This is a genomic window from Mesorhizobium sp. WSM4848 (assembly GCF_055811375.1).
The window spans coordinates 112,648-138,502 of the sequence record NZ_JBVVPX010000012.1; the positions used below are offsets into that span (position 1 = coordinate 112,648).

Annotated in this window: 23 protein-coding genes and 2 pseudogenes; 4 read left to right on the forward strand and 21 right to left on the reverse strand. The window is 62.0% G+C overall.

Annotated features, from left to right (window positions below; genetic code table 11):
* Positions 1-10 precede the first annotated feature (10 nt).
* On the forward strand, positions 11-1,066 hold the full coding sequence (locus AC0L16_RS14000; protein WP_473621413.1) for a polysaccharide deacetylase family protein: 1,056 nt from the start codon (positions 11-13) through the stop codon (positions 1,064-1,066).
* 221 nt (positions 1,067-1,287) lie between these two features.
* Here AC0L16_RS14000 and AC0L16_RS14005 read toward each other — a convergent pair whose 3' ends face one another.
* From AC0L16_RS14005 to AC0L16_RS14020, 4 genes are all read right to left on the reverse strand, one after another.
* Entirely contained in the window at positions 1,288-3,153 is a 1,866-nt protein-coding gene (locus AC0L16_RS14005) for a CHASE2 domain-containing protein (RefSeq protein ID WP_473621414.1), read from the reverse strand.
* A 5-nt stretch (positions 3,154-3,158) separates the two neighbouring features.
* Positions 3,159-3,695 (reverse strand): FecR domain-containing protein, encoded by a 537-nt coding sequence (locus tag AC0L16_RS14010; RefSeq protein WP_473621416.1) that lies wholly within the window; start codon positions 3,693-3,695, stop codon positions 3,159-3,161.
* A 389-nt stretch (positions 3,696-4,084) separates the two neighbouring features.
* A complete protein-coding gene (locus AC0L16_RS14015) occupies positions 4,085-5,059 on the reverse strand; it encodes a DUF2332 domain-containing protein (protein WP_473621418.1) in 975 nt (324 codons plus the stop codon).
* A 131-nt stretch (positions 5,060-5,190) separates the two neighbouring features.
* Positions 5,191-5,406 (reverse strand): cupin domain-containing protein, encoded by a 216-nt coding sequence (locus AC0L16_RS14020; protein ID WP_473621467.1) that lies wholly within the window; start codon positions 5,404-5,406, stop codon positions 5,191-5,193.
* A gap of 640 nt (positions 5,407-6,046) precedes the next feature.
* Here AC0L16_RS14020 and AC0L16_RS14025 point away from each other — a divergent pair.
* Positions 6,047-6,469, forward strand: a complete 423-nt coding sequence (locus AC0L16_RS14025; RefSeq protein ID WP_473621419.1) for a VOC family protein — start codon at positions 6,047-6,049, stop codon at positions 6,467-6,469.
* 274 nt (positions 6,470-6,743) lie between these two features.
* Here the strand turns inward: AC0L16_RS14025 and AC0L16_RS14030 are convergent, their stop codons facing one another.
* The 13 genes and pseudogenes from AC0L16_RS14030 to AC0L16_RS14090 all read right to left on the reverse strand — a co-directional run bounded on the left by AC0L16_RS14030 (position 6,744) and on the right by AC0L16_RS14090 (position 19,312).
* Positions 6,744-7,133 carry a hypothetical protein gene (locus AC0L16_RS14030; RefSeq protein WP_473621421.1) on the reverse strand — a complete coding sequence of 130 codons (390 nt, stop codon included), beginning with the start codon at positions 7,131-7,133 and terminating at the stop codon, positions 6,744-6,746.
* Between the two features lie 103 nt (positions 7,134-7,236).
* Positions 7,237-7,871, reverse strand: a pseudogene (locus AC0L16_RS14035) (class I SAM-dependent methyltransferase).
* Positions 7,872-8,291: 420 nt separating this feature from the next.
* On the reverse strand, positions 8,292-9,440 hold the full coding sequence (locus AC0L16_RS14040; RefSeq protein ID WP_473621423.1) for a response regulator: 1,149 nt from the start codon (positions 9,438-9,440) through the stop codon (positions 8,292-8,294).
* A 13-nt stretch (positions 9,441-9,453) separates the two neighbouring features.
* Positions 9,454-9,819: a response regulator gene (locus AC0L16_RS14045; RefSeq protein ID WP_123148693.1), complete on the reverse strand. Its 366-nt coding sequence runs from the start codon at positions 9,817-9,819 to the stop codon at positions 9,454-9,456.
* A complete protein-coding gene (locus AC0L16_RS14050) occupies positions 9,816-12,470 on the reverse strand; it encodes a GAF domain-containing protein (protein ID WP_473621424.1) in 2,655 nt (884 codons plus the stop codon). Before AC0L16_RS14050 ends, AC0L16_RS14045 begins: the two co-directional genes overlap by 4 nt.
* Positions 12,436-12,987, reverse strand: coding sequence for an SCO family protein (locus AC0L16_RS14055; RefSeq protein WP_473621468.1), 552 nt, complete (start codon positions 12,985-12,987; stop codon positions 12,436-12,438). Before AC0L16_RS14055 ends, AC0L16_RS14050 begins: the two co-directional genes overlap by 35 nt.
* A 29-nt stretch (positions 12,988-13,016) precedes the next feature.
* Complete coding sequence (locus AC0L16_RS14060) at positions 13,017-14,024, reverse strand: ABC transporter substrate-binding protein (protein WP_473621426.1); 1,008 nt, start codon at positions 14,022-14,024, stop codon at positions 13,017-13,019.
* Between the two features lie 30 nt (positions 14,025-14,054).
* Positions 14,055-15,062 (reverse strand): ABC transporter substrate-binding protein, encoded by a 1,008-nt coding sequence (locus AC0L16_RS14065; protein ID WP_473621428.1) that lies wholly within the window; start codon positions 15,060-15,062, stop codon positions 14,055-14,057.
* A 46-nt stretch (positions 15,063-15,108) separates the two neighbouring features.
* Positions 15,109-16,122 (reverse strand): ABC transporter substrate-binding protein, encoded by a 1,014-nt coding sequence (locus AC0L16_RS14070; RefSeq protein WP_473621430.1) that lies wholly within the window; start codon positions 16,120-16,122, stop codon positions 15,109-15,111.
* A 42-nt stretch (positions 16,123-16,164) separates the two neighbouring features.
* Positions 16,165-17,175, reverse strand: a complete 1,011-nt coding sequence (locus tag AC0L16_RS14075) for an ABC transporter substrate-binding protein (RefSeq protein WP_473621432.1) — start codon at positions 17,173-17,175, stop codon at positions 16,165-16,167.
* 29 nt (positions 17,176-17,204) lie between these two features.
* Positions 17,205-17,309, reverse strand: coding sequence for a twin-arginine translocation signal domain-containing protein (locus tag AC0L16_RS14080; RefSeq protein ID WP_143744420.1), 105 nt, complete (start codon positions 17,307-17,309; stop codon positions 17,205-17,207).
* Between the two features lie 343 nt (positions 17,310-17,652).
* Positions 17,653-18,660, reverse strand: coding sequence for an ABC transporter substrate-binding protein (locus AC0L16_RS14085; RefSeq protein ID WP_473621434.1), 1,008 nt, complete (start codon positions 18,658-18,660; stop codon positions 17,653-17,655).
* Between the two features lie 433 nt (positions 18,661-19,093).
* Entirely contained in the window at positions 19,094-19,312 is a 219-nt protein-coding gene (locus AC0L16_RS14090) for a DUF2842 domain-containing protein (protein ID WP_023798362.1), read from the reverse strand.
* A gap of 152 nt (positions 19,313-19,464) precedes the next feature.
* Between AC0L16_RS14090 and AC0L16_RS14095 the strand changes: the two genes are divergently transcribed.
* Positions 19,465-20,556 carry a COX15/CtaA family protein gene (locus tag AC0L16_RS14095; protein ID WP_473621436.1) on the forward strand — a complete coding sequence of 364 codons (1,092 nt, stop codon included), beginning with the start codon at positions 19,465-19,467 and terminating at the stop codon, positions 20,554-20,556.
* Here AC0L16_RS14095 and AC0L16_RS14100 read toward each other — a convergent pair.
* From AC0L16_RS14100 to speB, 3 genes are read right to left on the reverse strand one after another with little or no spacing between them, the layout of a single operon-like run.
* Positions 20,546-21,385 (reverse strand): aminoglycoside phosphotransferase family protein, encoded by an 840-nt coding sequence (locus AC0L16_RS14100; protein ID WP_473621437.1) that lies wholly within the window; start codon positions 21,383-21,385, stop codon positions 20,546-20,548. The two genes, AC0L16_RS14095 and AC0L16_RS14100, sit on opposite strands and share 11 nt — an antisense overlap.
* A complete protein-coding gene (argC, locus tag AC0L16_RS14105) occupies positions 21,386-22,318 on the reverse strand; it encodes an N-acetyl-gamma-glutamyl-phosphate reductase (RefSeq protein WP_473621439.1) in 933 nt (310 codons plus the stop codon).
* Between the two features lie 24 nt (positions 22,319-22,342).
* Entirely contained in the window at positions 22,343-23,350 is a 1,008-nt protein-coding gene (gene speB, locus AC0L16_RS14110; RefSeq protein WP_473621441.1) for an agmatinase, read from the reverse strand.
* 419 nt (positions 23,351-23,769) lie between these two features.
* Here speB and AC0L16_RS14115 point away from each other — a divergent pair, with 419 nt between their 5' ends.
* Positions 23,770-24,966, forward strand: coding sequence for a glycerophosphodiester phosphodiesterase family protein (locus AC0L16_RS14115; protein ID WP_473621442.1), 1,197 nt, complete (start codon positions 23,770-23,772; stop codon positions 24,964-24,966).
* Here AC0L16_RS14115 and AC0L16_RS14120 read toward each other — a convergent pair.
* A pseudogene (locus AC0L16_RS14120) lies at positions 24,932-25,800 on the reverse strand (aldo/keto reductase family oxidoreductase). The gene AC0L16_RS14115 and the pseudogene AC0L16_RS14120 sit on opposite strands and share 35 nt — an antisense overlap.
* Positions 25,801-25,855: the final 55 nt, after the last annotated feature.

Sequence of the window (25,855 nt, forward strand, 5' to 3'; positions counted from 1 at the left end):
AGGTGAATGAATGATCGACGGGGGCGAGGCGATCCGGAAGCTGGCGCTCAACGTCGTGCGCTATACCGGTCTTGCCCCGCTGGCCAAGCCGTTCGTCGGCGGCATCGGCGCCATCCTGATGCTGCATCGGGTCACCGCCACGCCGGAAAAGCCTGATAGTGTCAACCGGCATCTCAACATCGCGCCCGAGTTCCTCGACGCTGTCATCGCCGACATGAAGGCGCACTTCTATGCGTTCGTCACCCTGGACGAGGCGATCGAGCGCATCAAGGCTGGCGGCAAGGGTGGCCAGTTCGCGGCGATCACCGCCGACGACGCCTACCGCGACAACATGACGGAGGCGCTGCCGGTGCTGGAAAAGCACGGCGCGCCGGTCACCATCTATGTCGCGCCGGGGCTGATAAACGGCGCCGCCGATCTATGGTGGGAGGTGGTCGAGGACATCGTCAGCGCGCGGAACCGGCTGGTTTTGACGACACCGAACGGTCCGGTGACGATCGATTGCGCGACCCCGGGCAAGAAAATCCAGGCCTTTGCGCGCCTGCACGACCATCTGACGCTGGAGGTCCGCGAGGAGGACCAGCGCGCGGTGCTGCGCGAATTGGCGCAGTCGAACGGTATCGAGTTGGGCGCGCGCCAGAGCATGTTGATGAACTGGGACGAGATCCGCGCCATGGCAGGGCATCCGCTGGTGACGATCGGCGCGCACACCGTCAATCATCGCAACCTGAAGCGGCTTTCCGAAGCCGATGCGCGGCACGAGGTCGATGACGTCAGGCGCATATTGCAGGCCGAGCTTGGCGAGGCGCCGCGCCATTTCGCCTATCCCTATGGCTATGCCAGCGCCGTTGGCGATCGCGAAGTCGGCTTTGCCCGCGACGCCGGCTATGCCTCGGCGGTGACGACACGCCACGGCGTGCTGCGCGCCGAACATGCCGGTTTCCTGCAGGCGCTGCCGCGCATTTCGGTCAACGGCCGCTATCAGAGCGTTGCCCATATCCGCACGATGCTGTCGGGCGTGACGACGCCGCTGGCCAATGCCGGCAAGATGCTTGTCACCATCTAGTGGTTTGACACTCCGGTGGACGGCAAGAACCGACTCCTTGCGGTTGCCCCTGATGGGAGGTCAAGGACACGTCGTGACCCGAAGCTGCCTTCCAACAATGCGGATTTTTTCAGAATCTCCCGTTCGGGTGGCCTAGGCCTCAGGCAGGATTTGAAGTGTCGCGGCCAAACGGGCGCCATTCAGACATTCCGGTACCATCATTGTTCACGGGGCCTGGTATCCTACAGCGTCTGCGCACTCTGCCACAGCCAGATTGCGAGCGAGCCTGAACGCCCGCGGACCTGTGCTTCCACAGGTCCTCTTAGACCACCAGATTTGAACAACTCGCAGTCGCGGCCGGCGACTTGCAGCATTTTGTCGCTCACTGCGACTTCGGCATTTTGGTCGGCCGCGATCTCCATCAAGCGACTGGCGACGTTAACCGTATCACCCGTAGTCGCGATGTGCTGACGGCCTTTGCCACCGAGTCTCGACGCAACGATTGTTCCGTAATGCGCTCCGATCTTGAAGCCGAGCCTAGATGCAGTTGATGCGGGCAACGAGACGAGCCAGTTGTTGGTACGGCTGGAGAGCGCTGCGCAGCAGCGGGCAGCATTGAAGGCATCATCTGTCGCTGCTTCCGGTAGACCGAACACGATCATGGCTCCGTCACCCATGAAATTCGTGACAACGCCACCGCAGCTTGTCACCTCTTCGTCCACCAATGCATGGAACGTGTTCAAAAGTTCGCGTGTGGCGTTCGGCCCCAATGTTTCGCTCAGTCCGGTGAAACCGGACAGGTCAATGAATATGATGGCGGCGTCCCCCCGGACAGGTTCCAGGAGAAAGTCGCCATGCTTCGCGAGCCACTCCGCAAAGCCCGGGGCCTGAACTCGTTGAAGCAATTCGCTCTGCGTGGCGAAATACTGGGCCTGGTTCCTGCCCAACCAAAGCTGCGCGGCCCCGAACAAAATAGCTGGCGGAACGGCGGCAGCCATCGGCAACGCCGCGCTCAGCCAGATATGGTGTGAGAATGCGGTCATATTGACCACGAACCAGATCACGACCACGCCGACGATCGCCGCAAGGCCGATGGCGTTGCGACGCCATGCCAACAGCCCCACAAGAACCACTGGCAGCACCACTGCAAAGCCGGCATCTGCAAGGCGAACGTACTGATCTCGCACTATGCCGTCGCCGGTCATCAGATGGGCAATGGCCGTCGACATGACCTCGACGCCTGGGAGCACGGGATCAAACGGTGTCGGGAAAACATCGCCGGTGCCGGTTGCAGTTGCACCGATCACAACAATTCGATCCCGAATAATGCCGCCATCGACTTGGCCCCCCAGCACCGTCGTGGCGCTGATCGTGCGGATCGTGCCGCGGGGGCCATAGAATGTCAGAGGGAGTATGTGACCAATGTCCGTCCGAATCCGCTGTCCGCCCAGAGATAGATAGTCGGGCGCAATTCCCGGATCCTCTCCCACCGCCATGGCGGCAACGCGCAGGGAGAAAGACGCTTCCGTCCGATCTCCGGCCCGAAACAGCAACGGGACGAACCGAGGCGTTCCCGTCCAGTCGGTAACCACGTTCACAACGCCGACAGCGGCGATATCCGAGAACGCTTTCAGGGGCCACAGAAACCGCTTGGCATTCGGCACTCGGGCGAGAGGGCCATCGCCCTCGACTGCAATCGATTGTTTACCTCCCGAGTAGACCGCTGCAGCAGCGATTACGCTTGAAGTCCCACGCAGCGAGCGCGCGAGCGCCTCATCATCACCTTTTTTCCCGGGATCGACCAGCAGCAGGTCGACCGCAATGGCTTTCGGCCCAAAGCGAGCTATCGTATCGACAATCCGGGCAAGCGTGGCGCGGCTGAGGGGGTAGCGGCCGTCGTTTCGGACCGCTTCGTCGTCTATTGCGACAATGGTAATCAGCTCCGGCGGCTTTGCCGTTCCCCGAACAAGCGTTCGAAGATCCGTCATCGTTGCTTCGACGCGATCGAGGGACCACATGTTGCCGCGCCAGTGCGCAAAGCCAAGGCCGGCCCCCCAAAGACCCGCCAGAACGAGCGCGATCAGCGTCTGAAGCGCTCGCCCGCTCATTTAGCTTACTGACCGAAACGGGCCATCAAAGCCGAAACACGTGCGGCGGGCCAGCGCTTGACCGTCAGTGTTCCTGTTCCGGCTTCCACATCGACGCCTTCGCCCGGCCCGAGGACTACGCCAGCATTGGACGCCGGCCTTTGCACGGCGACGCGACCTTTGACGACGAAAACAGACGTCTTGCCACGGGCAACGTCGACTGCCCATTTTGTACCTCGCACGGCGGCGATCGCCTGCGGGGTGACGACAGCGAAGCCACCCCGGACCCTGCCGGCTGGAGCATCGAGCAACAGCGCCTTGCGCCGTAATCTGACCGCATCGGCACTACCATTTCGATCACGGTCCACCAGTGCAAAACGAGCGCCATCTTCCGCAATGATGGTAAGGCCTTCCCGGCATCTCAGAATTTGTCGGGACGTACCTGCTACCAGTCGGAACGTACAGCCGGCGTTATTCGACTGCGCTGAAGCGGTATCCACCCAGAAGACACAGGCAAGCATGCATGCAATCAGGCTCCGGAGATATCGGCCACTTGCGCTCATGAACGTCTCCTTGCTTTTGCGAAAATCTGCGGCAAGAAAATCTTTGCATTGTCATTTGCGGTCAGCTTGGCAGTATATTCATGCGTACGAACCGGCACTTGCAGCCGCGTTGCCCCTGAGGTAGCACGGTGCCGACCAGCGATCTTAACACGATAGCTTGCTCCAACACCAAATAAGGCGACATCAAGCCGTTTGGAGCGGCCGCGATGCGAATGTCGCGAACGTCACGCGGCGACGCTGCTGTTCGGCTCATCCGCCAGAACGAGCAGGTCGCGCCATAAGGCGACCTTCATGGCGCTCCCTCAAAGCTGCGCTTCGCGCAACGGCTTGAGTCGGACCTGTAGCTGACCTTTGGCGAGCGGTTTGGAGACGTTGTGACTGCCAGCCGCCTACGCCTCGTCCGCGATCCATTCGAGCGAGGCGCCATGCGGGTCGGTCCAAGCGACAGGGGAGCCGTTCACAGATAGGAGGAAGCGGCCTGGCGGCCGGCTTTTTCCGGCGCCTGTGGCGATGGACGGAAATACGCGAGGGAACTCGTTCGATACCCAATACGGAGAGAGACGCATCACCTGTTCTGCGAAAGCCTCTCGGTCTGCCGGGTCGGAGACATAGTCGAGGACGGCCGTGTGAAAGACAACGAGGGTAGCGTCCTTTGGCGCTTCGCTGCAGAGCCGCACGAGGTCGCTCCCGCGCAGGTCGCCCTTCACCACCCGAGGCTTGACTGTGGCAGCGATCTTTAGGGCGGCCCGCAGATTGGCAAGCCGCGCCGTCTGCTCCGGCCAGACCAGCGTCTCAAGCCATGCGACTTGCGAGGCGTCCGAAGCATCGATCGGGTTCAGGTCCAATCCCGCTCGCCAGACGACATGCGGCGGGGCCGTCGGCAATGGCGTTGTCTCGCTGGCGGAGCATCGGAAGACAGGCGGTTCCGAGGCCATGACGGGTGCGCGGAGCACCGTGCGCCCGTAGTCGTAGCCATAGAGGTCGGGCATAAGGCAGAGCCCTGCGGAAGTCCCGACCTCCAGGAGGGCCAATGGCTGCGGCAGGCGCGCCAGGACGGGCAGCAGTGTGGCGCACCTTCCCGGCTCGTTGGTTTGCGTCGAGCGCTCGAGCATGAGCGAGCGGACAAGCTCGGGGTGCGCCAGAACCGCCTGGCGAAACTCGGTCCACCCTGTCGGTGTGCCGAACAGGTGACGCACCACGGCAAGCAGAAGATTCGGTTGCCGCTTCACCTCCGGGAGGGTCGACAGGAAGCCGAGTGTCTCACGGTCCCCTGCGACAGCACGAGCCAACTCCTCATAGAGCGGTGAGCGACTGCGAGCTTCCGTATCAGCGAAGCGAATATACCGGGTTGAGATCTCTGCCAAGCCTTCCTCGCCCATATCCGCTGATCCCCGATCCCGACGTTCGTCGCAGTACACGATCCACGGATCACATTGGAGCCAGGCGCGGCATTTTTACACAAGTTCGACCCATTCCGTCGTCAAGATGGCGGGTCTTACGCCTTTGCGGTAGCCCAATGCCTCGTCACTTCCGGCTGCCCCTCGAAAGAGGCCTCGAAGGTTCGCGCGGCCAGTATGGCCTGCATGTGCAATGTCGCGCTTCCGGTATTACGAAAGCCATGCCAGCTGCCAGCCGGCACGATGACTGATTGTCCCGTCGATACTGTTTCTCGTACATCATCCAACCACAGCTCGGCTTGGCCTTCCAGCACGGTCAAGACTTCCTCGACGGGATGGGTGTGAGGTACGTGTGCCACTTCCGCCTGCGACCCACTGTTCGAATATGCAGAGCGTGGCTGCCTCGGTGACCGCAGAAACGCGCATTCTGGTCAACACGCCGGGACGCCACTCTTCTGTCGGCTGAAGGTTATGATCGATAATCTGCATGATCCCTCTGTTGGCAGAGTAGCACGCCGCGTCAGCATGAAGCCGGCAACCGTGGTTCATCAAGTTAGTAGAGCCGGTCGCGATTACCCGTGTCGATGATCGTTTGCATCTCCTCAACCGTCTCCGCGAGTTTGCCGCCGTCGCCCAAGCGTCAGGCCGATGCCGGCCAGCAATCCCGCCTGTCGTAACTGTCGCGCCGCAACTTGGCTCACAAGCACCAGATTTGGGCCGAAGCCAGGATTGCCAATAACATGAACCGCCGCAATGGCGACGAGCGTTGCGGTGTAGGACATGTCCTTCGAAACCTTTGGCCACGTCGGAAGTTCCGCACTACCCGGAAGCTATTTAGGTCCGCATTCCACACCGATCGCGAGCTGGAGCCGACGCTGAGCCGTTGCGGAACTCGTCGCGGAACCATAATCTTGGGCACTGATGTGAGCCCGTGATACTGCGCGAGGTCCCGCAATGGCTTACGAGGCCGCCAAAAGACCGTTGTTCCGAAAACTCGACAACTATCTACTGCATGTGAGCGATCTTGACGAAGCCATATCCTTTTATCGGGATCGGCTCGGCCATGCCCTCATCTGGCGGGACGCGGAAGCTGCCGGCTTCGCGTTGCCTGAAGCAGATGCAGAACTAGTAGTTCATCTTCGTATTGGTCCCGAGATCGATATTCTGGTTGATGATGTGGACGCGGCATTTCGAGAATTTTTGGCAGCGGGCGGAACGGCAGTGGAACCGCCGTTCGACATCGCGATCGGACGATGCGCCCGTGTATGTGACCCTTTCGGCAACGTGCTTGTAATATTGGATCAATCGAAGGGAACGTTCACGACGGACGCGGAGCAGAATGTTATCGGCGTAGAGCCCGCGGGTAATCCAACCTGAACGTCGACATTCCACCGATATGTTGAAAAAGTCCGCGACCGAGGCCGTGAGCCCGCTCGGATAGAATTCTGTTCCACAAATTGGCCAACTGTGAATCCTGATTCCTGAGAAGCGCGCGGCAAGAAACGCCGTTCTACTTCAGGTGCGTGCTCCACGGGCGACAGACTTTTTCAACACAATCCACCCAATCCTGACCTTCCGCGTCCCACTGATGCCTCTGCCGTTCGGAAAGGACGCGCCGTTCCCTTATCGACCAGGGCGTATTGCATGGCGGCTATTTCCCGAGGACTTCCAGCGTGTCAGCGACGAAGCTCCAGCCGTCCTGCGTGACCACGAATTCCTGCGCGCTCTCGTCGACGGTCAGGTAGCCCTTCTTGACGAGCGCACCCGCGACCCAGACGTCCGGCCGGAAATAGGTCCCGTGCATCTCGATGCCGCGCAGTGGGATGCGTCCGCCGGAGAAGACGACGTAGGCCATGAACAGCGCCCGCGTGCGCGGCGTGTCCCTCTTCGAGTCATTGTTGTCTTGACCCCAGTTGCCGTAGTCGGCGAGGTCCTCGTAGGGGAATTGGTTGAAACTCTTGGCCGAAGAGGGCTTGCCGTCGATGGCGACCGCCAGCGCGTCGATGATCCTCTTCGCAGTGTCCTTCTCGATGTCCAGCATGTCTTGCCACCCGTGTCGCTGTCGCCGCCGCCGGCGAGTCTCGATGTAGCACAACATGGAGGCAGATCCCGAATGCTGACCTTCTGCGCAAGGTGTTTGTCCGTCACGCCCGACTCGCCCGAACGCTCAGCCACCGATCATCGGGCTTTCCGATGCACCGACGTACCTCGCTGACGATCCATCCGGCGTCTGTGAGTGCGGACCGCAGGGCAGACTCGCGCCAATACGTCTCGACGTAGCGCCGAGGCGCTGCAGCGCTGCCGTGTGTGGACACATCCTCGCCATCGCCCTCTCTAACCGAGGCGTGCAGTCGGCCACCGGGCCGGGTCGCCTCGGCAAGCCGTCCAAGCACCGTGCCGAAATCCTCGCGCGCGACGTGAATCAGGCAGGCACAGGCCCAGATCCCGTCGTACGGCGTGCCGGAACGCTGCGGGTCGGCCAGGTCTTCGGTCAGCGGGTCCAACAGGTCGGCCTCGAAGCCCCTCTCGCGAAGCAGTTCGACGAAACCCTTCGAAATGTCGGTGCGCCGGACGCTAATCCCCCGCTTCTCAAGCTCAAGTGCATCTCGCCCGCCACCGCTTCCGATCTCCAGCACCCTGCCCGAGCCACCCAGCTCGGTCACGAACGCATCGATCTCGGTCGCGACCCATTCGGGCATCGCCGCGGCCTCGGCAGCGTACTCCGCCGCGACCGCATCATAGGATCATAGGACCGCACGGTGTCCCGGTCGGTACTCATCCTGGCGCTCCTCCTTCAAGACAAGAGGCCCGATGAGCGAGAGGCCCATCAGCCCGTTGCGCCCCTTACACTTTCGGCAGTTGGTGACATCGCGGGCGATTTGCTACCCAGCTTTAGCAGGAATAGCAGCTTTGCGCCTAATGACAGTCATTCCCACAGCCCCGTCCATTCACCAAAAGCGACATTTCTATTGCAGAGGGCGCGGGCAGCCTATGTGATGGGTTTCGGTCGCCGGCCCCGGCGCCAAGCCAACACGTGGATGGCCGGCATCCGAACCCAGCTGCCATCGGGTTGCTACTGGCAGAACGCACACTTTCCTCCCCCGTTGCGGGCGGTTTCGAGATCGGTCGTGGCTGGAATGCTTTGTGCCGACGATTCGACGGGTCGTATCGCCCGGAAGAGACCGGAGTGCGTCTAAAGCTAGCCTGGCCGACCGAACCACCGCACGATTTCATAGGCAGGCATTGGGCGGCGAAAACCCTTCAGCGTCAGATCGCCAACAAGAACGGATTCGACCAGCGACTCGACAGCGCCGAGGACCCGTTGGCTAACGAGAATCTGGCGGGACTTGGCGGCCTCGCACAATCGGGCGGCATGGTTCGACACGGTGCCAATGACGGCATAGTCCGAGCGCCGATCAAAACCGATGCGCCCGATGGTTGCGTGGCCCCTGGCAATGCCGATCCCAAAGCCAAGCAAATAGTCCCGCTTGCGCCATCGCTCTGAGTGCCCGTCAATCGCGTCGCGCATCGCAGCAGCCATTGAGACAGCTCTCTCGCTGTGGTCGGCGCATGGCAGTGGATCGTTGAAAACCACGACGATACCGTCGCCCACGAACCTCTCGAGAGTCCCCTCGTGGCGGACAATTTGTTCACCAAGACAGGAATGATACTCGGCAAGAACTGTCATGACTTCTTCGGGTTCGGCGGTCTCCGCGAAGGCTGTAAAGCCGCGCAAATCGCAAAAGACAACGGTCACCTCGCGACGGTGGCTCTGCAAGAGCGCATCTCCATTGCCCGCCGCAACGATGAGGTCGGCGACCTGTTCGGGCAGGAACCGCCTGAGCCGCGCCATTCGCTCGAGCTCCGTCACCTGCTCAGCCACGGTTTGCTCGAGCGACCGATTCCAGTCGGAAAGTTGCGCGGCTTGGTCCTCAAGGCGTTTGGCTTGGCTCGCGACAGTGTCGTGAAGCGCCTTCTGGCGCAGCATCGAGCGCACCCGCGCTAACAGCGCCCTGTGCTCGAAGGGCTTAGTCAGGTAGTCGTCGCCACCGGCGTCCAGCCCCTCGACCACGTCGCTCGTGTCGGCTTTCGCGGTGACCAGAATAACGGGGATCGATCGCAGCGATTGATCGTGCTTGAGCATGCGTACCACACCGATGCCGTCGAGCTTCGGCATCATGATGTCGAGCAGGATCAGGTCCGGCGTGAGTTCGCGGGCTTTCGCAAGCCCTTCTTCACCATCGGCGGCGGTTGCAACTTCGTAGCCATTCGCCTCGAGGCGCATGCGCAAGATCTCGAGGTTTTCCGGAGTATCGTCGACCGCGAGAATGCGAGGCGGATCGTGCACGGCGCTGCCTCCCTCAAGAAAGGAACCCGCGAATCTCGGAAAGCAGCTGGCGCGGACTGAATGGCTTGGCAATGTAACCATCGCACCCGGCAGCAAGGGCTTTCGCCTCGTCGCCCGACAACGCATAGGAGGTGACGGCGATAATCGGAATGTGCCGGAGCGCCGGGTCGGCCTTGATGCGGCGAGCCGCTTCGTACCCGTCAATCACAGGGAGCTGAATGTCCATAAGGATCAGATCTGGCTTGTGCGCTCCGGCTGCAGCGATGCCGGCGGCGCCGTCCGCCGCCTCGATCAGTTCGTATTCGGTGGTGGCAATGAGATCGCGGATGATCTGGCGGTTGTCCTCGGTGTCTTCCACCATCAGGATTCGTTTGCTCATGCGGCCCTCACGTCCTCATTCACCCGGATTGGTACCTTCAGACGGAATGTCGACCCTGACCCGATCACGGACTCGACGTCTATGGTTCCGCCATGCATTTCGACGATGCGCTTCGAGATCGCCAGGCCAAGACCCGTACCGCCCTTCTGCCTGGTACTGCTGTTGTCGACCTGCTGGAATTCTTCGAAGATGAGAGCCTGGTCCTTGGACGCGATGCCGGGACCGGTGTCTCGGACGGTCATCTCGAAGTGCCCGTCGACCGCATCGGCAAGAATGTCGACCGCACCCGTTTCGGTGAACTTGACGGCATTGCCTACAAGATTGAGCAGGACCTGCGTCAAACGGCGTTCGTCCCCGCGGCCGAATGGAAGGTTCTCGGCAACAGTCGTTGAAAGCTCAAGACCCTTCGCTCGTGCCAGCGGCTCTACAGCCGTAACGGTCGATCGAACAATCTGCGCGACGGAGTAGTCCTCGATCGCCAGCGTGAGCTGGCCGGCTTCGATCTTGGAAAGGTCGAGTACGTCGTTGATGAGCCCGAGGAGGTGACGGCCGTTTGCCTGCACGCGCGCGACGGTCGTCTTTGCCTTGTCCGGGAGTTCGCCGTAGATGCCGTCGACCAGCAGTTCTGTGAAGCCCAAGACCGAATTGAGCGGTGTCCTGAGCTCGTGGCTCATATTCGCGAGGAACTGGGACTTGTGGCGGCTAGCTGCCTCCAGCTCCCGGCCTTTCTCCTCGATCTCGCGGAACAGCTTGGCATTCTGGATTGCGAGCACCGATTGGGCTGCGAAGGTCTCCAGCAGGTGGACAACTTGCTCATCGAAGGCACCTGGCTTGTGGCGCCTGACGACCAGTGCACCGACGATCTTGTTGGGCCTCAGCAGCGGAACGATCAGGATACCACGATATCCGGCGTCGACGATCGTCTTTCTTACAAGGAAGGATGAGGTCTCCTCGCTGAGGTCGGGAAACTGCACCGGCATGCAGTGCCCGGGCGCGTCGCCGATCCCCATGTCGGCCAGCCCGATCGTCTGGTATGAGACTGCGGCGATAAGCTCATCGCTCATACCGAAGTTTGCGCGCGGACGGAATTGCTGCCGCGTGCTGCTGAACACGTAGATGGTGCCAGCATCCGTCTCCGACAACTGGACCGCTTTGGCGACGATCGTTTTCAGCACGGTGTCGAGATCCAGCGTCGAATTGACCGCCTTGCTCACCTCACCAAGCGCCTCGAGCTCACCAACAGACGCGGCAAGCTCGCGCGTCCGTGACTGCACCGCCTCGAAGAGCCGCGCATTCTCGATGGCGATCACCGCCTGGTCGGCGAATGTCTCGACGAGCGCGATCTCCTTGGGATTGAAAGGTTGCGGCTCAACCCTCGTCATGACGAATACGCCAACGAGATCACCTTCCCGCAACAACGGGGCAGCGAGGACGGTGCGGAATCCGCCTGCCTCAGCGATCAAGGCAACGCGGTAGTCCGGATCAGCGGTCACGTCTTCGATTTGCACGATCCGCCGTTCTTCGATTACGCGCCCTACGGCGGAGCCTCGGCCTGCGGCAAGCGCTGGAAGTGGATTGGCGTCGACATAAGCACGGAAACCCGGCGGATAGCCATGCGTCGACACATAGCGGAATACGCCATCCAGCAACTGCACGATACCACCCTTGTCGGCACGGCAGAGCCTGACAGCCGATTCCACCAACGTATCGAGCACGACCTGCAGATCGAAAGTAGAGCGGCTGATGACCTTCAGAACGTCTGCGGTGGCTGTCTGCTGCTGAAGGGCTTCGTCGAGCTGCTGGGTGCGCGTCTCGATCTCCTGATACAGGCGCCCCAGCTGGTCGGAGGTCTGGTTGACGTTAGCGGCAAGTACTCCAAGTTCGTCGCGATTGGCGACGGCAACCTGTTGGGCGAAGTCGCCGGCCGCTATCTGGCTGAGACGCGTCTCGATCTTCTTGACCGGTTCGATCAACGACCAGGAGATGATGTAGCCGAGCCCCAACGCCAGCAGGATACTGCCCAACGCAAACGAGACCACGATCAGTCTGGACGTGCCGTACGCACCCTCGGTCGTTTCGATGGCCGCCACCATGTCGGCTTCGGCCATGTTGACCAGCTGGTTTGTCAGCCGCTCGAGGCTATCAGCCGACGGTATGATTTCATCAAGCTGAACCTTGCGCGCCTCCTCAGTGCGGCCGGCGCGGACGAGCTCTGCCACGTGCGTCACCCCCGCCGTCAGCCGTTCGTACTCTTGCCTGACCTGGCCAAGCACTTCCACCTCGGCTTTGGCGACGAATTCCATGCGGTCGAGGTCGTAGCCGAACTGATTGAGCTGGCGCTGCGCCGTATCCAGCATCCGGTCGTCCTGAAGCAACAGGGCGGTGGAGATGCCGTAGAGCTGGGTGGTCGTATCGTGCTGTACCTGGCGGTAGGCCGCGATCCTGCGCTGCAGCTTGATCAGCTCGTTGGTCTGATCGTTCACCCCACTCAGCACCTGCAACCCGACGGCCCCGAGCACGATCAGCAGGCCGACGATCGACAGGAACGCGATCAAGAGCTTGGTCTGGACGCGCGCCGGCAGCCGGGCAACCCAGCCAACGAGCCGGTTCGTTATGCTATTTGGATTCGTCCAAGAGGCTGAGAAGGTCATCCCGGAACTCCTCCAGGTCGAACCGGACACCAAGATACTGTACTCGCAAGATGCCACCGGGGTCCACGAGCGACGTCAACAAGGTATGGTCGACATCTCCGTTCGCCGCCTTCTTCGCGATGACCCCGTATTTCCGTCCCACCTCACGGACGACCGCCGGATCACCGGTGAGAAACGACCAGCCCTTCAGGTCGGCGCCAAAACTCTGCGCATATTCCTTCAAGACATCGGGCGTATCGCGCTCCGGGTCGACGGTGATCGAAACGAAGGCGATTTTGGGTCCGAATGCAGTACCCAACTTTTCCTGCACGCTGGCCATATGGGCGGTCAGCATGGGGCAGACGTCGGTACAGTACGTATAGATGAATGAGACGGCGAGCACCTTGCCGCGAAAGTCGTGCAGCGACACCCGCACATTGTCCTGCGATACCAAGGTAAAGTCCGGCGCCTGTCCGATCGTCGGCAGGCGCTCGTCGTCCGGTGCGTCGTGCGCGTGTGCCGGCCCGGCCATCAACACCAGTGCCAATGCGCATGCCGGCCAGCAACTCATGTCTTCAACTCGCGTTTGAGTTCGTTGAGGAAGCGCCAGTCCGTGCCGTTGGCGATGATCGTCTGCGGCGTTGACCTGATCATGCCTGCCTCTTGAAGCCGCAGCGAATAGAAACGAACGGTGTCCTCTGAATCGTACTCGCGCCACTTCCGGTATGGCACCTCGGTAAGCGCCCCCAAGGCATAGTCGTAGTTGGCGGTGAAGTTCCGTTCGACCAGCCGCTTCGCCGCAACGTCGGGCTGCCCCGCGCACAAGTCCGCCGCCTTGAGGATGGCGCGCAGAACGCGCTTGGAGGCAACCGGATGCTCACGCACGAAATCCGCGTTGCCGGCAAGCAGGCAGCAGAAGTATGCGGCCCACGGTTGATCCAGCGTGCTGTTTATCAGCACGCGGCCGATGCCCCTGGCTCGAAGCTCTTGCGGCTCCGGCGGGAAGCCGAGGAAGGCGTCGACTTCGCCGCTTGCGTACAGCTCCTTCGCCCGCACTTGGGGGTCGCTTACCCAGTTGATATCGCGCAGCGGGTCGATCCCGACGTAAGCTGCCATGCTGGCAAGGAACAAATACGGGCTCGACCCCAGCGCCTGTACGCCGATTCTCTTGCCCCTCAGGTCACGGAGGCTATCGATCCCCGGCCGGACGAAAAGCTCGAAGCAGCCGGGGTGGACGCCACTCAACAGGGTCAGTGCCTTGCCCTGGTCGATCGCCACGATCGACGACGTGATAAAGTTCAAGCTGAAGTCGACATTCCCGCTAGCCGTGTTTACCGTAGTCGCGGTCCCCGGCTCGGACTCTACATATTCGATCTCGTCGAAGCCTTCCGCGTGAAGCAGTTCCTCGGCTACGTATTGCGGCGCGATGCAAACGCCAGGGATCTTGGCCAAGCGAATGCGCGTGGTCTCCGGCGGTGGCTCGGCAAGAACTCGAGTTGGAGCGCCGACGAGGCTTGTGGCGCCGGCAGCCGTCAGGCCGGCCAGGAAACGGCGTCGGTTCTGAATGATCCGCATGTCACGCTTCCTCCCCAGGACAAAGCAGGTTCAGATTTTCATCTCGCGCTTGATCTCGTTGAAATAGCGCCAATCCGTGCCGTTCGCGATGATGTCGTTTGGGTTCGACTTGACAATCCCGGCCTCATGCAGCCGCAGCGAGAAGAACCTCATCGTGTCCTCGGGATCGAAGTCGCGCCAATTGGAGTATGGGAGCTCGCGGAGCGACTGCACGGCGTAGTCGTATTGTTCGGTGCGTCCGCCATCCACCAGGAGGCGTGCCACTCGTTCCGGTTCGGCCGCGCAGATGTCCGCCGATTTGATGATGGCCCGGATGACGCGCTTGGTGGCAGCTGGATTTTTCTCGGCGTAGGCGGCGTTGACCGCGAGCATGCAGCAGTAATATTGCGACCACGGCCGGTCCTTGGAACTGTCGAGGATGACGTGACCGACTTTGCGGGCGCGGAGGTCTTGAGCCTCAGGCGGAAAAGCCAGGAAGGCGTCGACCTTGCCCTCGGCGAAGAGCTCCGCCGGCCTTGCTTCGCCGACGATCCATTCGATGTCGCGTTGCGGATCGAGGCCGACATAGGTCGCCATGGCACTGACGAAGATATGCGGATCCGACGACAGATTGCCGCCGACGCCGACTTTGCGGCCCTTCAGATCCGCGATGCTCTTGATGTCCTCGCGTCCGAACAACTCGTAGCAGCCGACATGTACTCCGGAGATCACCTTGATCGGGGCGCCAGTGTCGACCGGAATGATTAGGGCCGTGGCAAAGTCAATGCCGAAGTCGATCTCGCCGCGCGCCAGCATCTCGGTCTGGGCGATACCGGCGTCGGCGGCCACGAAGCCGAAATCCGAGAACCCCTCTGCGCGGATCAGATCCTCGGCGACGTACTGCGGAGCGATGCAGATACCCGGCGCCGCCGCAAAGCGGGCGACCGTGGTTTCAGGTGCCGCTTCGGCGGCGGCCGCGTTGCGGCCCCTTGCAAGACCCGCACCTGCGAGCGCGGACAGGCCTGTGAGGAAACGGCGACGGTTCTGGGCAATCTGCACGAGTCTCTCCTTCCCTTGAAAAAGGCGCCACGTGTCGGCGATAGGTCTACGTCTTCAGCTCACGCTTGAGCTCGTCGAGAAAGCGCCAGTAAGTGCCTTCGGTGATGATCGTTTGCGGGCCCGGCTTGACGATGCCCGTCTCCTGCATGCGAAGCGCGTAGAAGCGGATCGTATCCTCCGCATCGTATTCCCGCCATTTGTCAAAGCGCGCATCGGTCATCGCCTGCAGCGCGTAGTTGTAGCTGCTAGCGAAGCGCTTTTCGACCACGGCTCTGGCCACTTGCTCTGGATCAGACACACAGAGGTCGACGGCCTTCAGCATGGCGCGCAGCACGCGCTTCGTCGCCACTGGATACCTTTGAACAAAATCCGAAGTTCCGGAGAGCATGCAGCAGAAGTATTGCGACCACGGGCGGTCGAGGCTCGTGTTTAGAATCACATGGCCCAGCTTCTTGACACGCATTTCCTGCGGTTGGGGCGGTCCAGCGAGAAATGCATCAATCTTGCCGGCGGCAAACATTTCCACTGGGTTGAAGTTCGGGGTGGCAATCCAGTCGATGTCGTTGTTGGGATCTAGCCCGACGCTTGCCGTCATGATCGCCAGGAGCATGTGCGGAATCCCCAGAATTGCATCGACGCCGACGCGCTTGCTCTTAAGGTCCTTAACGCTGCGGATGCTGTCATTCGCGAACAGTTCGAGGCAGCCTGCATGCATGCCAGCCAGTACCGTGATAGGCACGCCGTTGGCGATCGAGCGGATATGTGCGGGCGGGAAGTTCCAATCGAAATCCAGTTCGTTATTGGCTATCCAGTCCGCGGAATCAGGGCCCGTGCCCGATGTGACGAACTGTACGTCCATGATGCCTTCGGCGCGCAGCAGCTCCTCCGAAACGTACATGGCCGCCTGGCAATCTGAGACATTGGGGAAAGCGGGCAAACGGACGCTGGTGACTTCGGGCGGCGCCTCGGCCTGCGCTCGTGTCGTCGTGCCGATAAGGCCCGCGGCGCCTATGGCCGCCGCGCCGGCCAGAAAATGACGGCGGTTCCGGATGATCTGCATTAGCCTCTCCTTCCCTGATGGGCACGGCGTGTCGGCGATTGCCTACGTCTTCAACTCCCGCTTTAGTTGATTGAGGAAGCGCCAGTCCGTCCCGGTGGAGATTATCTCTTGCGGACTCGACTTGATCATGCCCGTTTCGTACATGCGCAGCGCGTAGAAGCGCATCGAGGCCTCGGCGTCGAAATCCCGCCATCTGTCGTACCGGATGTCGCCAAGCGTTTGCAGCGCGAGTTCGTAGCTGGGGACGAAACCTCGATCGACCAGCTGCCCTGCAGTCCATGACGGATCCGAGACACAGAGGTCGGCGCCCTTGAGTATGGACCGCAGGACGCGCTTTGTCGCCGCCGGATATCTGTCTACATAATCCGCAGTCGCGGAAATCATGCAGCAGAAGTGCTGCGACCACGGCGGGTCGGTGGTCGAGTTGAGGATCGTGTGGCCTACTTTCCTGGAGCGAAGTTCCTGCGTGCGGGGCGGTTGGCCGAGCACTGCATCGTACTTTCCTTCGACGAAGCCTTCCGCAAAATTGTGCTCTTCGATGACCCATTCGATGTCGTTGACGGGATCAAGCCCAACATAGGCGGCCATTAGAGAAACCAACACGTATTGCGGCGAATCAAGCGTAAAGACCCCAACCCGCTTTCCCCGCAGATCCGAGATGCCCCTGACGCTGTCGTTGGCGATCAGTTCGAGGCACCCGGAGTGCAGTCCGCTTAGTACCCTGATCGGCACTCCTGCATCGATCGATGCCAGATGAATCGGCACGTAGTTCACACTGAAATCCGTCTCGCCGTTTGCGATCCACGCCGAATGATCAACCTTCTTGTCACCTTGCACATAGCGGACATCGGAGAACCCCTCGGCGCGCAGCATCTCTCCGGCGAGGTACAGGCCCGCCCAGCAATAGGCGCCGCCGATGTACCGCGGCAGGCGGACCGAGGTGGTCTCCGGCAGCGGCTCAGCCCAGGCTTGTGTCGAGGTGCCGATAAGGCCCGCGGCGCCGGCTGACGCAGCGCCGGCCAGGAAACGGCGGCGGTTCTGGATGAACTGCATGTCCACGTCTCCCCTTGAGACAAATGGGATCAGGTTTTCAGCTCACGCTTCAACTCGTCGAGGAAGCGCCAGTCCGTTCCGTCGGCAGCGCCTGTCATTGCAGCGCCGGCGAGGAATCGGCGGCGGGTTTGCATGATCTGAATCGGAACGCTCCTCTCTTCCGAATTGCAAAAAGGCAATTCTGGCCGGAACCGAGCAAAAGAGGTTTCGGCAGAGGCAGGTAGTCTCGTGGGCGCGACGAGTAGTTGTGTATCTAGCGCGCCCAGTCCGATGCGGGAGTCTTGCGCTCTCAGTCGTCGCTCATCTATTAGCAATCGACGATATGCCACGATACGCCCAATTTGCGTTGGTTGCGAGCGCAAAACTTACTCCGCCAAACGTCCTGCCCCCGCCTCGCGGCCAAGAGACCGTTTGCGCGGTGAATGCGCCGGCAAGCAACGAGCAGCGCCAATAACAAGACGCGTGCCGGCCACATACTCATGTCTTCAACTCGCGCTTGAGCTCATTGAGGAAGCGCCAATCCGTAGCCTTGGCGATGATCTCCTGGGGACTCGCGGCGATAGCGCCGGCCTCGCGCAGGCGCAGTGCATAGAATCGCACCGTGTCTTCCGCGTCATAGTCCCGCCACCGCTTGTAGGGGACCTCGCCAAGGGCTTGGAACGCATAGTCATAATTAGCGGTGAATTTTCCCTCGACGAGACGGCGCGCGACCATGGCAGGGTCGGCCACGCACAGATCGGCTGCCTTGAGAATGGCACGCATCACCCGCTTCGACGCGACGGGATTGGCGGCGACGAAGCCGGGATTGCCGGCCAGCAGGCAGCAGAAATACTGCGACCACGGCCGATCGAGCGCACTGTTGAGGAGGACGCGGCCAGCCCCCTTGGCGCGCAGCTCCTGCGGCTCCGGCGGGAAGCCGAGGAAGGCATCGACATCGCCACGCAGGAATAATTCCTTCGGCTTCACGTCGGGATCGCTCACCCAAACGATGTCGCGCACCGGGTCCAGCCCGACATGGGCCGCTATGCTGACAATGAATAGATGCGGACTGGATCCGAGTGCCTGGACACCGACTTTCCTGCCCCTGAGTTGGAGGATGCTGTCGATGCCTGGCTGGACGAACAGCTCGAAACAGCCCGGATGAACGCCGCCCATCAATGTCAGCCTGTGCCCCTGATCGACGGCGACAATCGTGGGCGCGATGAAATTCAGGCCAAAATCGATCTTGCCACTCGCCGTGTCTGTCGCCATCACAGTGCCGGGCTGGGTCTCGACATAATCCACATGCGTGAAACCCTCGGCATACAGCAGATCCTCCGCGACAAATAGCGGTGCGAGGCAGATGCCGAAGGTCTTGCTCAGACGAATCCGGCTGGTCTCGGGCGGCGGCTCGGCGCTGGCCGGGGTCGCGGCGCCGACGAGGCCGACAGCACCAGCTGCCGAGAGGCCGGCCAGAAAGCGGCGGCGGCTTTGGATGATCTGCATCAGAACGCTCTCCGAACCGCGAAAATGAGCCTGGACCGGAATCGAGCAAAGAAATCCGGCAGAGGTGACATCTTGTCGGCGCGCCCGAAGGCTTGTGAGCTAGAGCGCGCTAGCCAGCGATAAACATTCATACGCCTTATTTCGGCGACTGTCAGTGGCGGCTTCGAGCTGCTTCTGGACGGCCGAGCTTACCCATCCCGGACGACCGGATCGGATCACGTCACGACAATATTCCCGCCGAGCTGAGGGTCCGCGATTTAAGAGCCCGGACCCAAGGCTGTCGGTCCGCAATCGGCCCCAAACGCGACGTCTGAGCAGTGGTTCGGCAATGACTACTCTTGGCGCCGCGTTCCGATCGGCGACACGGAAGGAAGAAAACCACGCTGAGCCGCCTCGGCGTCAGCCTTCACCATCCGGCGGCGGCGAGCAAACCTCAGTTCTTCGGCCGCGGCGGCTCCAGGATCAGCCATTTGATGATGCCCATGGCCGGCAGCACCCAGAGCATGCCGCTGAGCAGGAAGAACAGGAAATGCGCCCATGGTCCCGATTCCGCCAGTTGGGCAACCGCCACGATCGATGCGACCAGCGCATAGACGATGACCAGCGCCACCAGCAGGATTGTTCCGATCAGCTTTTTCAGGCGAATGGGCATTTCGCGATCCGGTTGATCCCTATCGCTTAGGCCCAACGGAAGAGGCACGCAACAGCCAAGAAGCGGCGCGACGGCGTGCCGCGCTGTCCGGTCTTGCCAGTTGGATTGCGATGGTTCACCAATCCGCGACTGCAACCTGCCGGGACAAGTCTATGGCTGCCATATCAGCTGCCGCGCCATTCATGGCCCGCGACCGCGACCTGCGTAACCGGGCGCTGGTGCGCGGCTGGCTCTACGTCGTGCTCCTGGTGCTATTTGTGCTGGTGCTGGTCGGCGGCGCCACCAGGCTCACCGAGTCCGGCATGTCGATCACCGAATGGAAGCCGATCCACGGCATCATCCCGCCGCTCAACGACGCCGAATGGCAGGAGGAATTCCAGCGCTACCAGCAGATCCCGCAATATGCCGAGCTCAACAAGGGCATGAGCATCGAAGCGTTCAAGTCGATCTTCTGGTGGGAATGGTTGCACCGGATCCTGGCGCGCGGTGTCGGCGTGGTTTTTGCCGTGCCGCTGGTGTTTTTCTGGGCGACGCGCCGCATCGAGCGCGGTCTTGGGCCGAAACTGTTGGGCATTCTTCTTCTCGGCGGCCTGCAAGGCGCGATCGGCTGGTGGATGGTGGCGTCCGGGCTGGTCGACCGGGTCTCCGTCAGCCAGTACCGGCTGGCGACGCATCTGACGCTTGCGGCGCTGATCTTCACCGCGACCATGGTGGTCGCGCGTGGATTGGCCCCGCATTCCGAGCCCGCCGCCGACCGTTCGACCCAGCGTCTGGCCGGCTTTCTGGTGTTGCTGGCGCTGATCCAGATCTATCTCGGCGGGCTGGTCGCCGGGCTCGATGCCGGCCTGAGCTACAACACCTGGCCGCTGATGGACGGCAAGCTCATTCCCGGCGATCTGTTGATCCTCGAGCCGGCATGGCGCAATTTCTTCGAGAGCCCGAAGACGGTCCAGTTCATCCACCGGCTCGGCGCCTACGCGATGTCAGTCGCAGCACTTTGGCACATGATCGCCACCCACCGCCGCCAGCCCGGCACCACCCATGCGCGCCGCGCGACGCTGCTGTTTCTGCTGGTGCTGGTGCAGGCCCTGATCGGCATCGGCACGCTGCTGATGCAGGTGCCGCTGCACACGGCGCTGACGCATCAGGCATTCGCGCTTGTCCTGCTGGGGTTTGCCGCAGCGCATTGGCGCGGCACCCAGGGCGCTTATCCCATGCCCAACCAGATCGCCATCAGAGGCTGAGCCGCACCGTCCTGATCGCCGAGGCAATGGACAATTCGCGGTTCTCATCGACCGCATTGCCGTCTTCATGATGCCATGACGCCGACAGGCAGCCATATGCAATGGCGTGATCCAGGATGGCTGGTGGCGTTTGGCCGAGCGTCCTGGCGAAGATTTCTGCCATGTCGGCAATCCGCCGGGGATCACGGCAAAGGTCGTCGCGGTCGAGCGGATTGTAGAACATGTTCGCCGCGTCGAAGCCGGGATCGCCGAGAACGCCCTTCGGGTCGATCGCCAGCCAGCCGCGCGCTCCGTGCAGGATGTTGTCGTGATGCAGGTCGCCATGCAGCGGCAGCACGCCGACAGGATCGGCCAACAGCCGTTCCGCGGTCGCAGCCGCTTCGACATAGAGGGTCTTTTCGACGGCGTCGCGATCGATCCTCGCCTTGTTGAACAGACTGGAAAACCGTACCCGCGGCGGCTGAAGATCTGGTGGGGCAGGGTGGTCGGATGGCGAGAACAGTCGTGCCATCACTTCGGCCGCGATAGCCGTAGCGGCATTGTCGCCCTGCTCGGCGAGGACCTGCGACAGCAAGGTTTCACCGGCATATTCGAGCAGCATGCAGTGGCCGTCGCGGCCGAGCAGCCGTACCGCGCCTTCGCCGCGCCGCCAGGCGAGGAAATGCTCGCCACGCAACTCGTCTTCGACGTCGTCGAAAGCTTTGAGGGCCTTGACGATCGCCGGCGAGCCGTCTGCGCGAAAAACCTTCCAGATGAGGCTGCTGAACGTCTCGGCGATCAGTTCTAGCGCGCCGACCTTCCAGCGGCTCGGAAATGCCGGAGCGTCCATTCAGTGCCTGAGGCCGAGCATCAGATCCATGTTCTGCACGGCAGCACCCGAGGCGCCCTTGCCGAGATTGTCGTAGACGGCGAGCAGCAGCGCCTGGGCCCTGTCGTCGTTGGCCAAGACATGGAGCATCATCCGGTTGGTGCCGTTGTAGATTTCCGGATCGATCTCTGGCACGCGCTCCAGATGCGCATAGGGCGCAACCTCGACCACGCCGCCATCGATGGCGGCGAAATGATCGGCGATCGCCGCATGAAGCTCGGCGCCGGTCGGCACATAGTCGAGGCCGCCGAGCTGCAGCGGCACCACGGTGATCATGCCTTGCGCGAAATTGCCGATCGCCGGCTGCATGATCGGATCATGCGACAGCTTCGCATAGGTCCTGAGCTCCGGCACATGCTTGTGCTGCAGGGTCAGCGCATAGGGCAGGAATTCCGAGGCATCCTCGCCCTTGGCGACATAGTCCTCGATCATCGGTCGGCCGCCGCCCGAATAGCCGGTGATGCCGTTGACGGTGACAGGAAAATCCGGCGGCAACAGCCCGGCCGCCACCAGCGGCCTGAGCGTCGCGATCGGGCCTTGCGGCCAGCAGCCTGGATTGGTGACGCGCTTCGCCGAAGCGATTTTTCGGGCCTGATCCTTGTCCATTTCGGCAAAACCATATTCCCAGCCTTCTGCCACGCGATGCGCGGTCGAGGCGTCGATAACCCTCGTCGTGTCGTTGCTGATCAGCGAGACGCTTTCTTTCGCGGCTGCGTCCGGCAGGCACAGGATCGCGACATCGGCGGCGTTGAGGAACTCGGCCCTGGCCGCCGGTTCCTTGCGGCGCTCGGTCGGAATCGAGATGATCTCCAGGTCGCCGCGCTCGGCAAGCAGCGCCCTGATCTGGAGACCGGTGGTGCCGTGCTCGCCGTCGATGAAGATTTTCGGTTTCATTTGCCTGCCTGAGTTCCTGTTATGTTAGATGCCGCTTGCCTGATTCAATCCGGCGACGGCGTGATTGCCGTTGTTCAGCTCTTCGAGCCGTGCCTTTCGTTCCGCCAGCAGCCCGAGATAGTGCATGGCCACCGTCGACCCGGCAATTGCCGTTATATCGGCGTGATCATAGGCCGGCGCAACCTCCACGACATCGGCGCCGACGATGTCGAGCTGATTGATCTGGCGCAGCACCGACAGGATCTTTGCCGAGGACGGCCCGCCGGCGACCGGTGTGCCGGTACCGGGCGCGAATGCCGGGTCGAGGCAATCGATGTCAAAGGTGACGTAGGCCTTCTTGCCGCCGGTGCGGTCGACGATGGCATAGGCGATATCGGACGCGCGCATGTCCTCGATTTCGTGGCCGTACAGGATCTTGATCCCGAAGCTAGCTGGCGCATGGGTGCGGATGCCGATCTGGATCGAGCGGTCGGGATCGATAATCCCCTCCTTGACCGCACGGCCGACGAAGGAGCCGTGATCGATGCGCTTGCCGTCGTCCGGCCAGGTGTCCTGATGGGCGTCGAACTGCACCATGGCGAGCGGACCGTGGATGGCGGCATGCGCCTTGAGCAGCGGCCAGGTGACGAAATGGTCGCCGCCGAGCGACAGCAGGAAGGCGCCGGATTTCAGGATCTTTGCCGCCTCGCGCTCGATCGTCCCCGGCGTCTTCTGGTGGTTGCCGCTGTCGAGCAGGCAATCGCCATAGTCGACCACGGCGAGATGTTCGAACAGATCGCGCGAAAACGGATATTGCGGGTCGTTGTCGAGGATGGTCGATGCGCGGCGAATCGCCTGCGGTCCGAAACGCGCGCCCGGCCGGTTGGTGACGGCGGCGTCGAAGGGGATGCCCCACACCACCGCGTCCGCGCCCTTCACGTCCTTCGTGTATTTGCGTCGCATGAACGACAGCGCGCCGGCATAGGTCGGCTCGAAGGACGCACCCGTCCTGGCCCGGGCGGTGAAGGCGTGGTCGATGTTGGTGTTCGGCATGAAGCGATCTCCTGTGCGTCGAGGCGCAACCTTATTGGATATAATTCCAACAAATGCGACCCCTTCCGAGGGCCATGGCCGTTCGAGCCCGGTCACAACTTCTTGCTTGCCAGGTGAGCCCGCATGGCCAACCCGGAAATTGGGGTACATATGCATGAATACAACCGAAAGTAGCCAGCCGTCCTTTCGCGGAGGGTTGTCAGCGGGGGAACGCAGCAGACTTCAGCACGCCAAGCCGGCCACCGCCCGCAGGACGGCGGCATCGATCTCGGCAAGTTGATCGCCGTCGGTTCGCGATTGAAGAACGGCCGCTTCAGCCGGCATTGACCTGACTTTCCGGCATTTGCGAAGCCGGCTTCGTTCACTGAGCTGTCACGCGCGTCGCTTATCCGGGTTTGCATCCGGTAGGAGCGATTCTCATGCGAACGACCTGGCTGAACCTTCTGCTTGCCGCCGCTTCGGTGCTGTTCACTGGCTCGGCATTGGCTGGCGAAACACGCGCCAGACAGATTCTCCACCGTTTCGAACACGCCAACCAGTGGCGCGACCATGTCATGGTGGCGGCACACCGCGCCGGCAGCCTGCAGGCCCGCAAGACGCTGTTTGCGGAGAACTCGATCGCCGCCCTCGAGGCATCGATCGCGCTTGGCGCCGAAATCGTCGAGGTCGACGTCAGGCGCTCGAAGGACGGCCAGTTCGTCGTCATGCATGACAGCTGGCTCGACCGCACGACGAACTGCAAGGGCGAGGTGGTCAAGCGCACGCTGGCCGAACTAAAAACCTGCAGGCTGGTGATAGAGGGCACCGGTGCCGTCACCGACGAGCCGGTTTCGACGCTGCGCGAGATGCTGATTGCGACCAGGGACAGGATCCTCGTCAACATCGACAACAAGCTCGACGTCGACAGCCTGGCCGGCATGATCGCGGTGGCGCGTGACCTTGGCATGGCCGAACAGGTGATCGTCAAGGAGAACCTGTGGAACCCGGCCAGGATCACCACTGTCAAGGCAGCCATGGGCGCGATCGGCAGCGGTTTCCAGTTCATGCCGATCATGGCCGACGACGCGGTTCGCGACGCCGGTTTCGCCGAGAAAGTCAGCGGCGCCTTTGCGCCGCGCGCGGTCGAGATGATCAACTGGCGGGACGGCGCGGAGACGCTGACCGAAACCGGCGGGCCGCTGTTCAGCGCGCGCATGCGCGCGGCGGCGATAAGGGGCGACTGGCACATCTGGGCCAATACCTACGCCATCGTCAACAAGCCGGGCGGCTTCCTTGCCGGCGGTCGCGGCGATGAACTGGCGGTGTTCGCCAGCCTGCCGCGCGAGACCTACGGCTTCTGGGCCGAGCGCGGCGCCACCATCATCCAGACCGACGAGCCGAAAGCGGCGATCGACTGGCTGGCGGCGAACGGCTACCGCGTGCCTTATTCTGATGCGGCGCGGCCGGCGGAGCCGGCGAACACGGCGAGCATCAATTGGACGTGGTGGCTGAAGCTGCCGATCTCCCCCTTGCGGGGGAGATGCCCGGCAGGGCAGAGGGGGGCGCTGTCCTGGGCGCTGTCCCGCCAGCCTTCGCCAATCCTCAGGCAGCCATCGCCACGCCGTCCAGTTCCCTGACGGCGTCCTCCGGCAGATCGAGTTCGGCTGCGGCAAGATTCTCCCGCAAATGCGCGACGGACGACGTGCCGGGGATGAGCAGAATATTGGGGGCGCGACGGAGCAGCCAGGCGAGCGCGACCTGCATGGGCGTGGCGCCCAGGCGCTGAGCGACGCCCGATAGGGTAGACGACTGTAGCGGGTTGAAGCCGCCGAGCGGAAAGAACGGCACATAGGCGATGCCGTCATGGGCAAGTTCGTCGATCAGCGCGTCGTCGCTCCTGTGCGCCAGATTGTACTGGTTCTGCACGCAGACGATCTCGGCGATGCGCCGTGCTTCTTTTATCTGCGCCGAGGTGGCATTACTCAACCCGATGTGACCAGACCCTTTTGCTGCAGCCCGGCCAGCACAGCGAATTGTTCTTCTATCGACCCTTCAGCGGGCCCATGCACATCGAATGTGATCCTGAGGTTGACCACGTCCAGCACGTCGAGCCCGAGATTGCGCAGATTGTCGTCCACCGCCTGGGTCAGCTCCTCGGGAGAGAAGGCGGGGAGCCATGAACCATCGGCGCCGCGGCGGGCGCCGATCTTGGTGACGATGGTGAGGTCGTCGGAATAGGGCGCGAGCGCTTCGCGGATGAGCCGGTTGGTGACGTGTGGGCCGTAGAAGTCACTGGTGTCGATATGGTCGACGCCACGCGCGACGGCTTCGCGCAGCACGGCCAGGGCTGAGTCATGATCCTTAGGCGGGCCGAAAACGCCGGGTCCGGCGAGTTGCATGGCGCCATAGCCGAGCCGCTTCACGGAGCGGTCGCCGAGAGTGAATGTACCTGACCTGTCGATGCTGGGCATGATCTGTCTCCTTCGGATGGTGAAGCAGAAATAGCTGCTGTGCGCTGTCCTGATA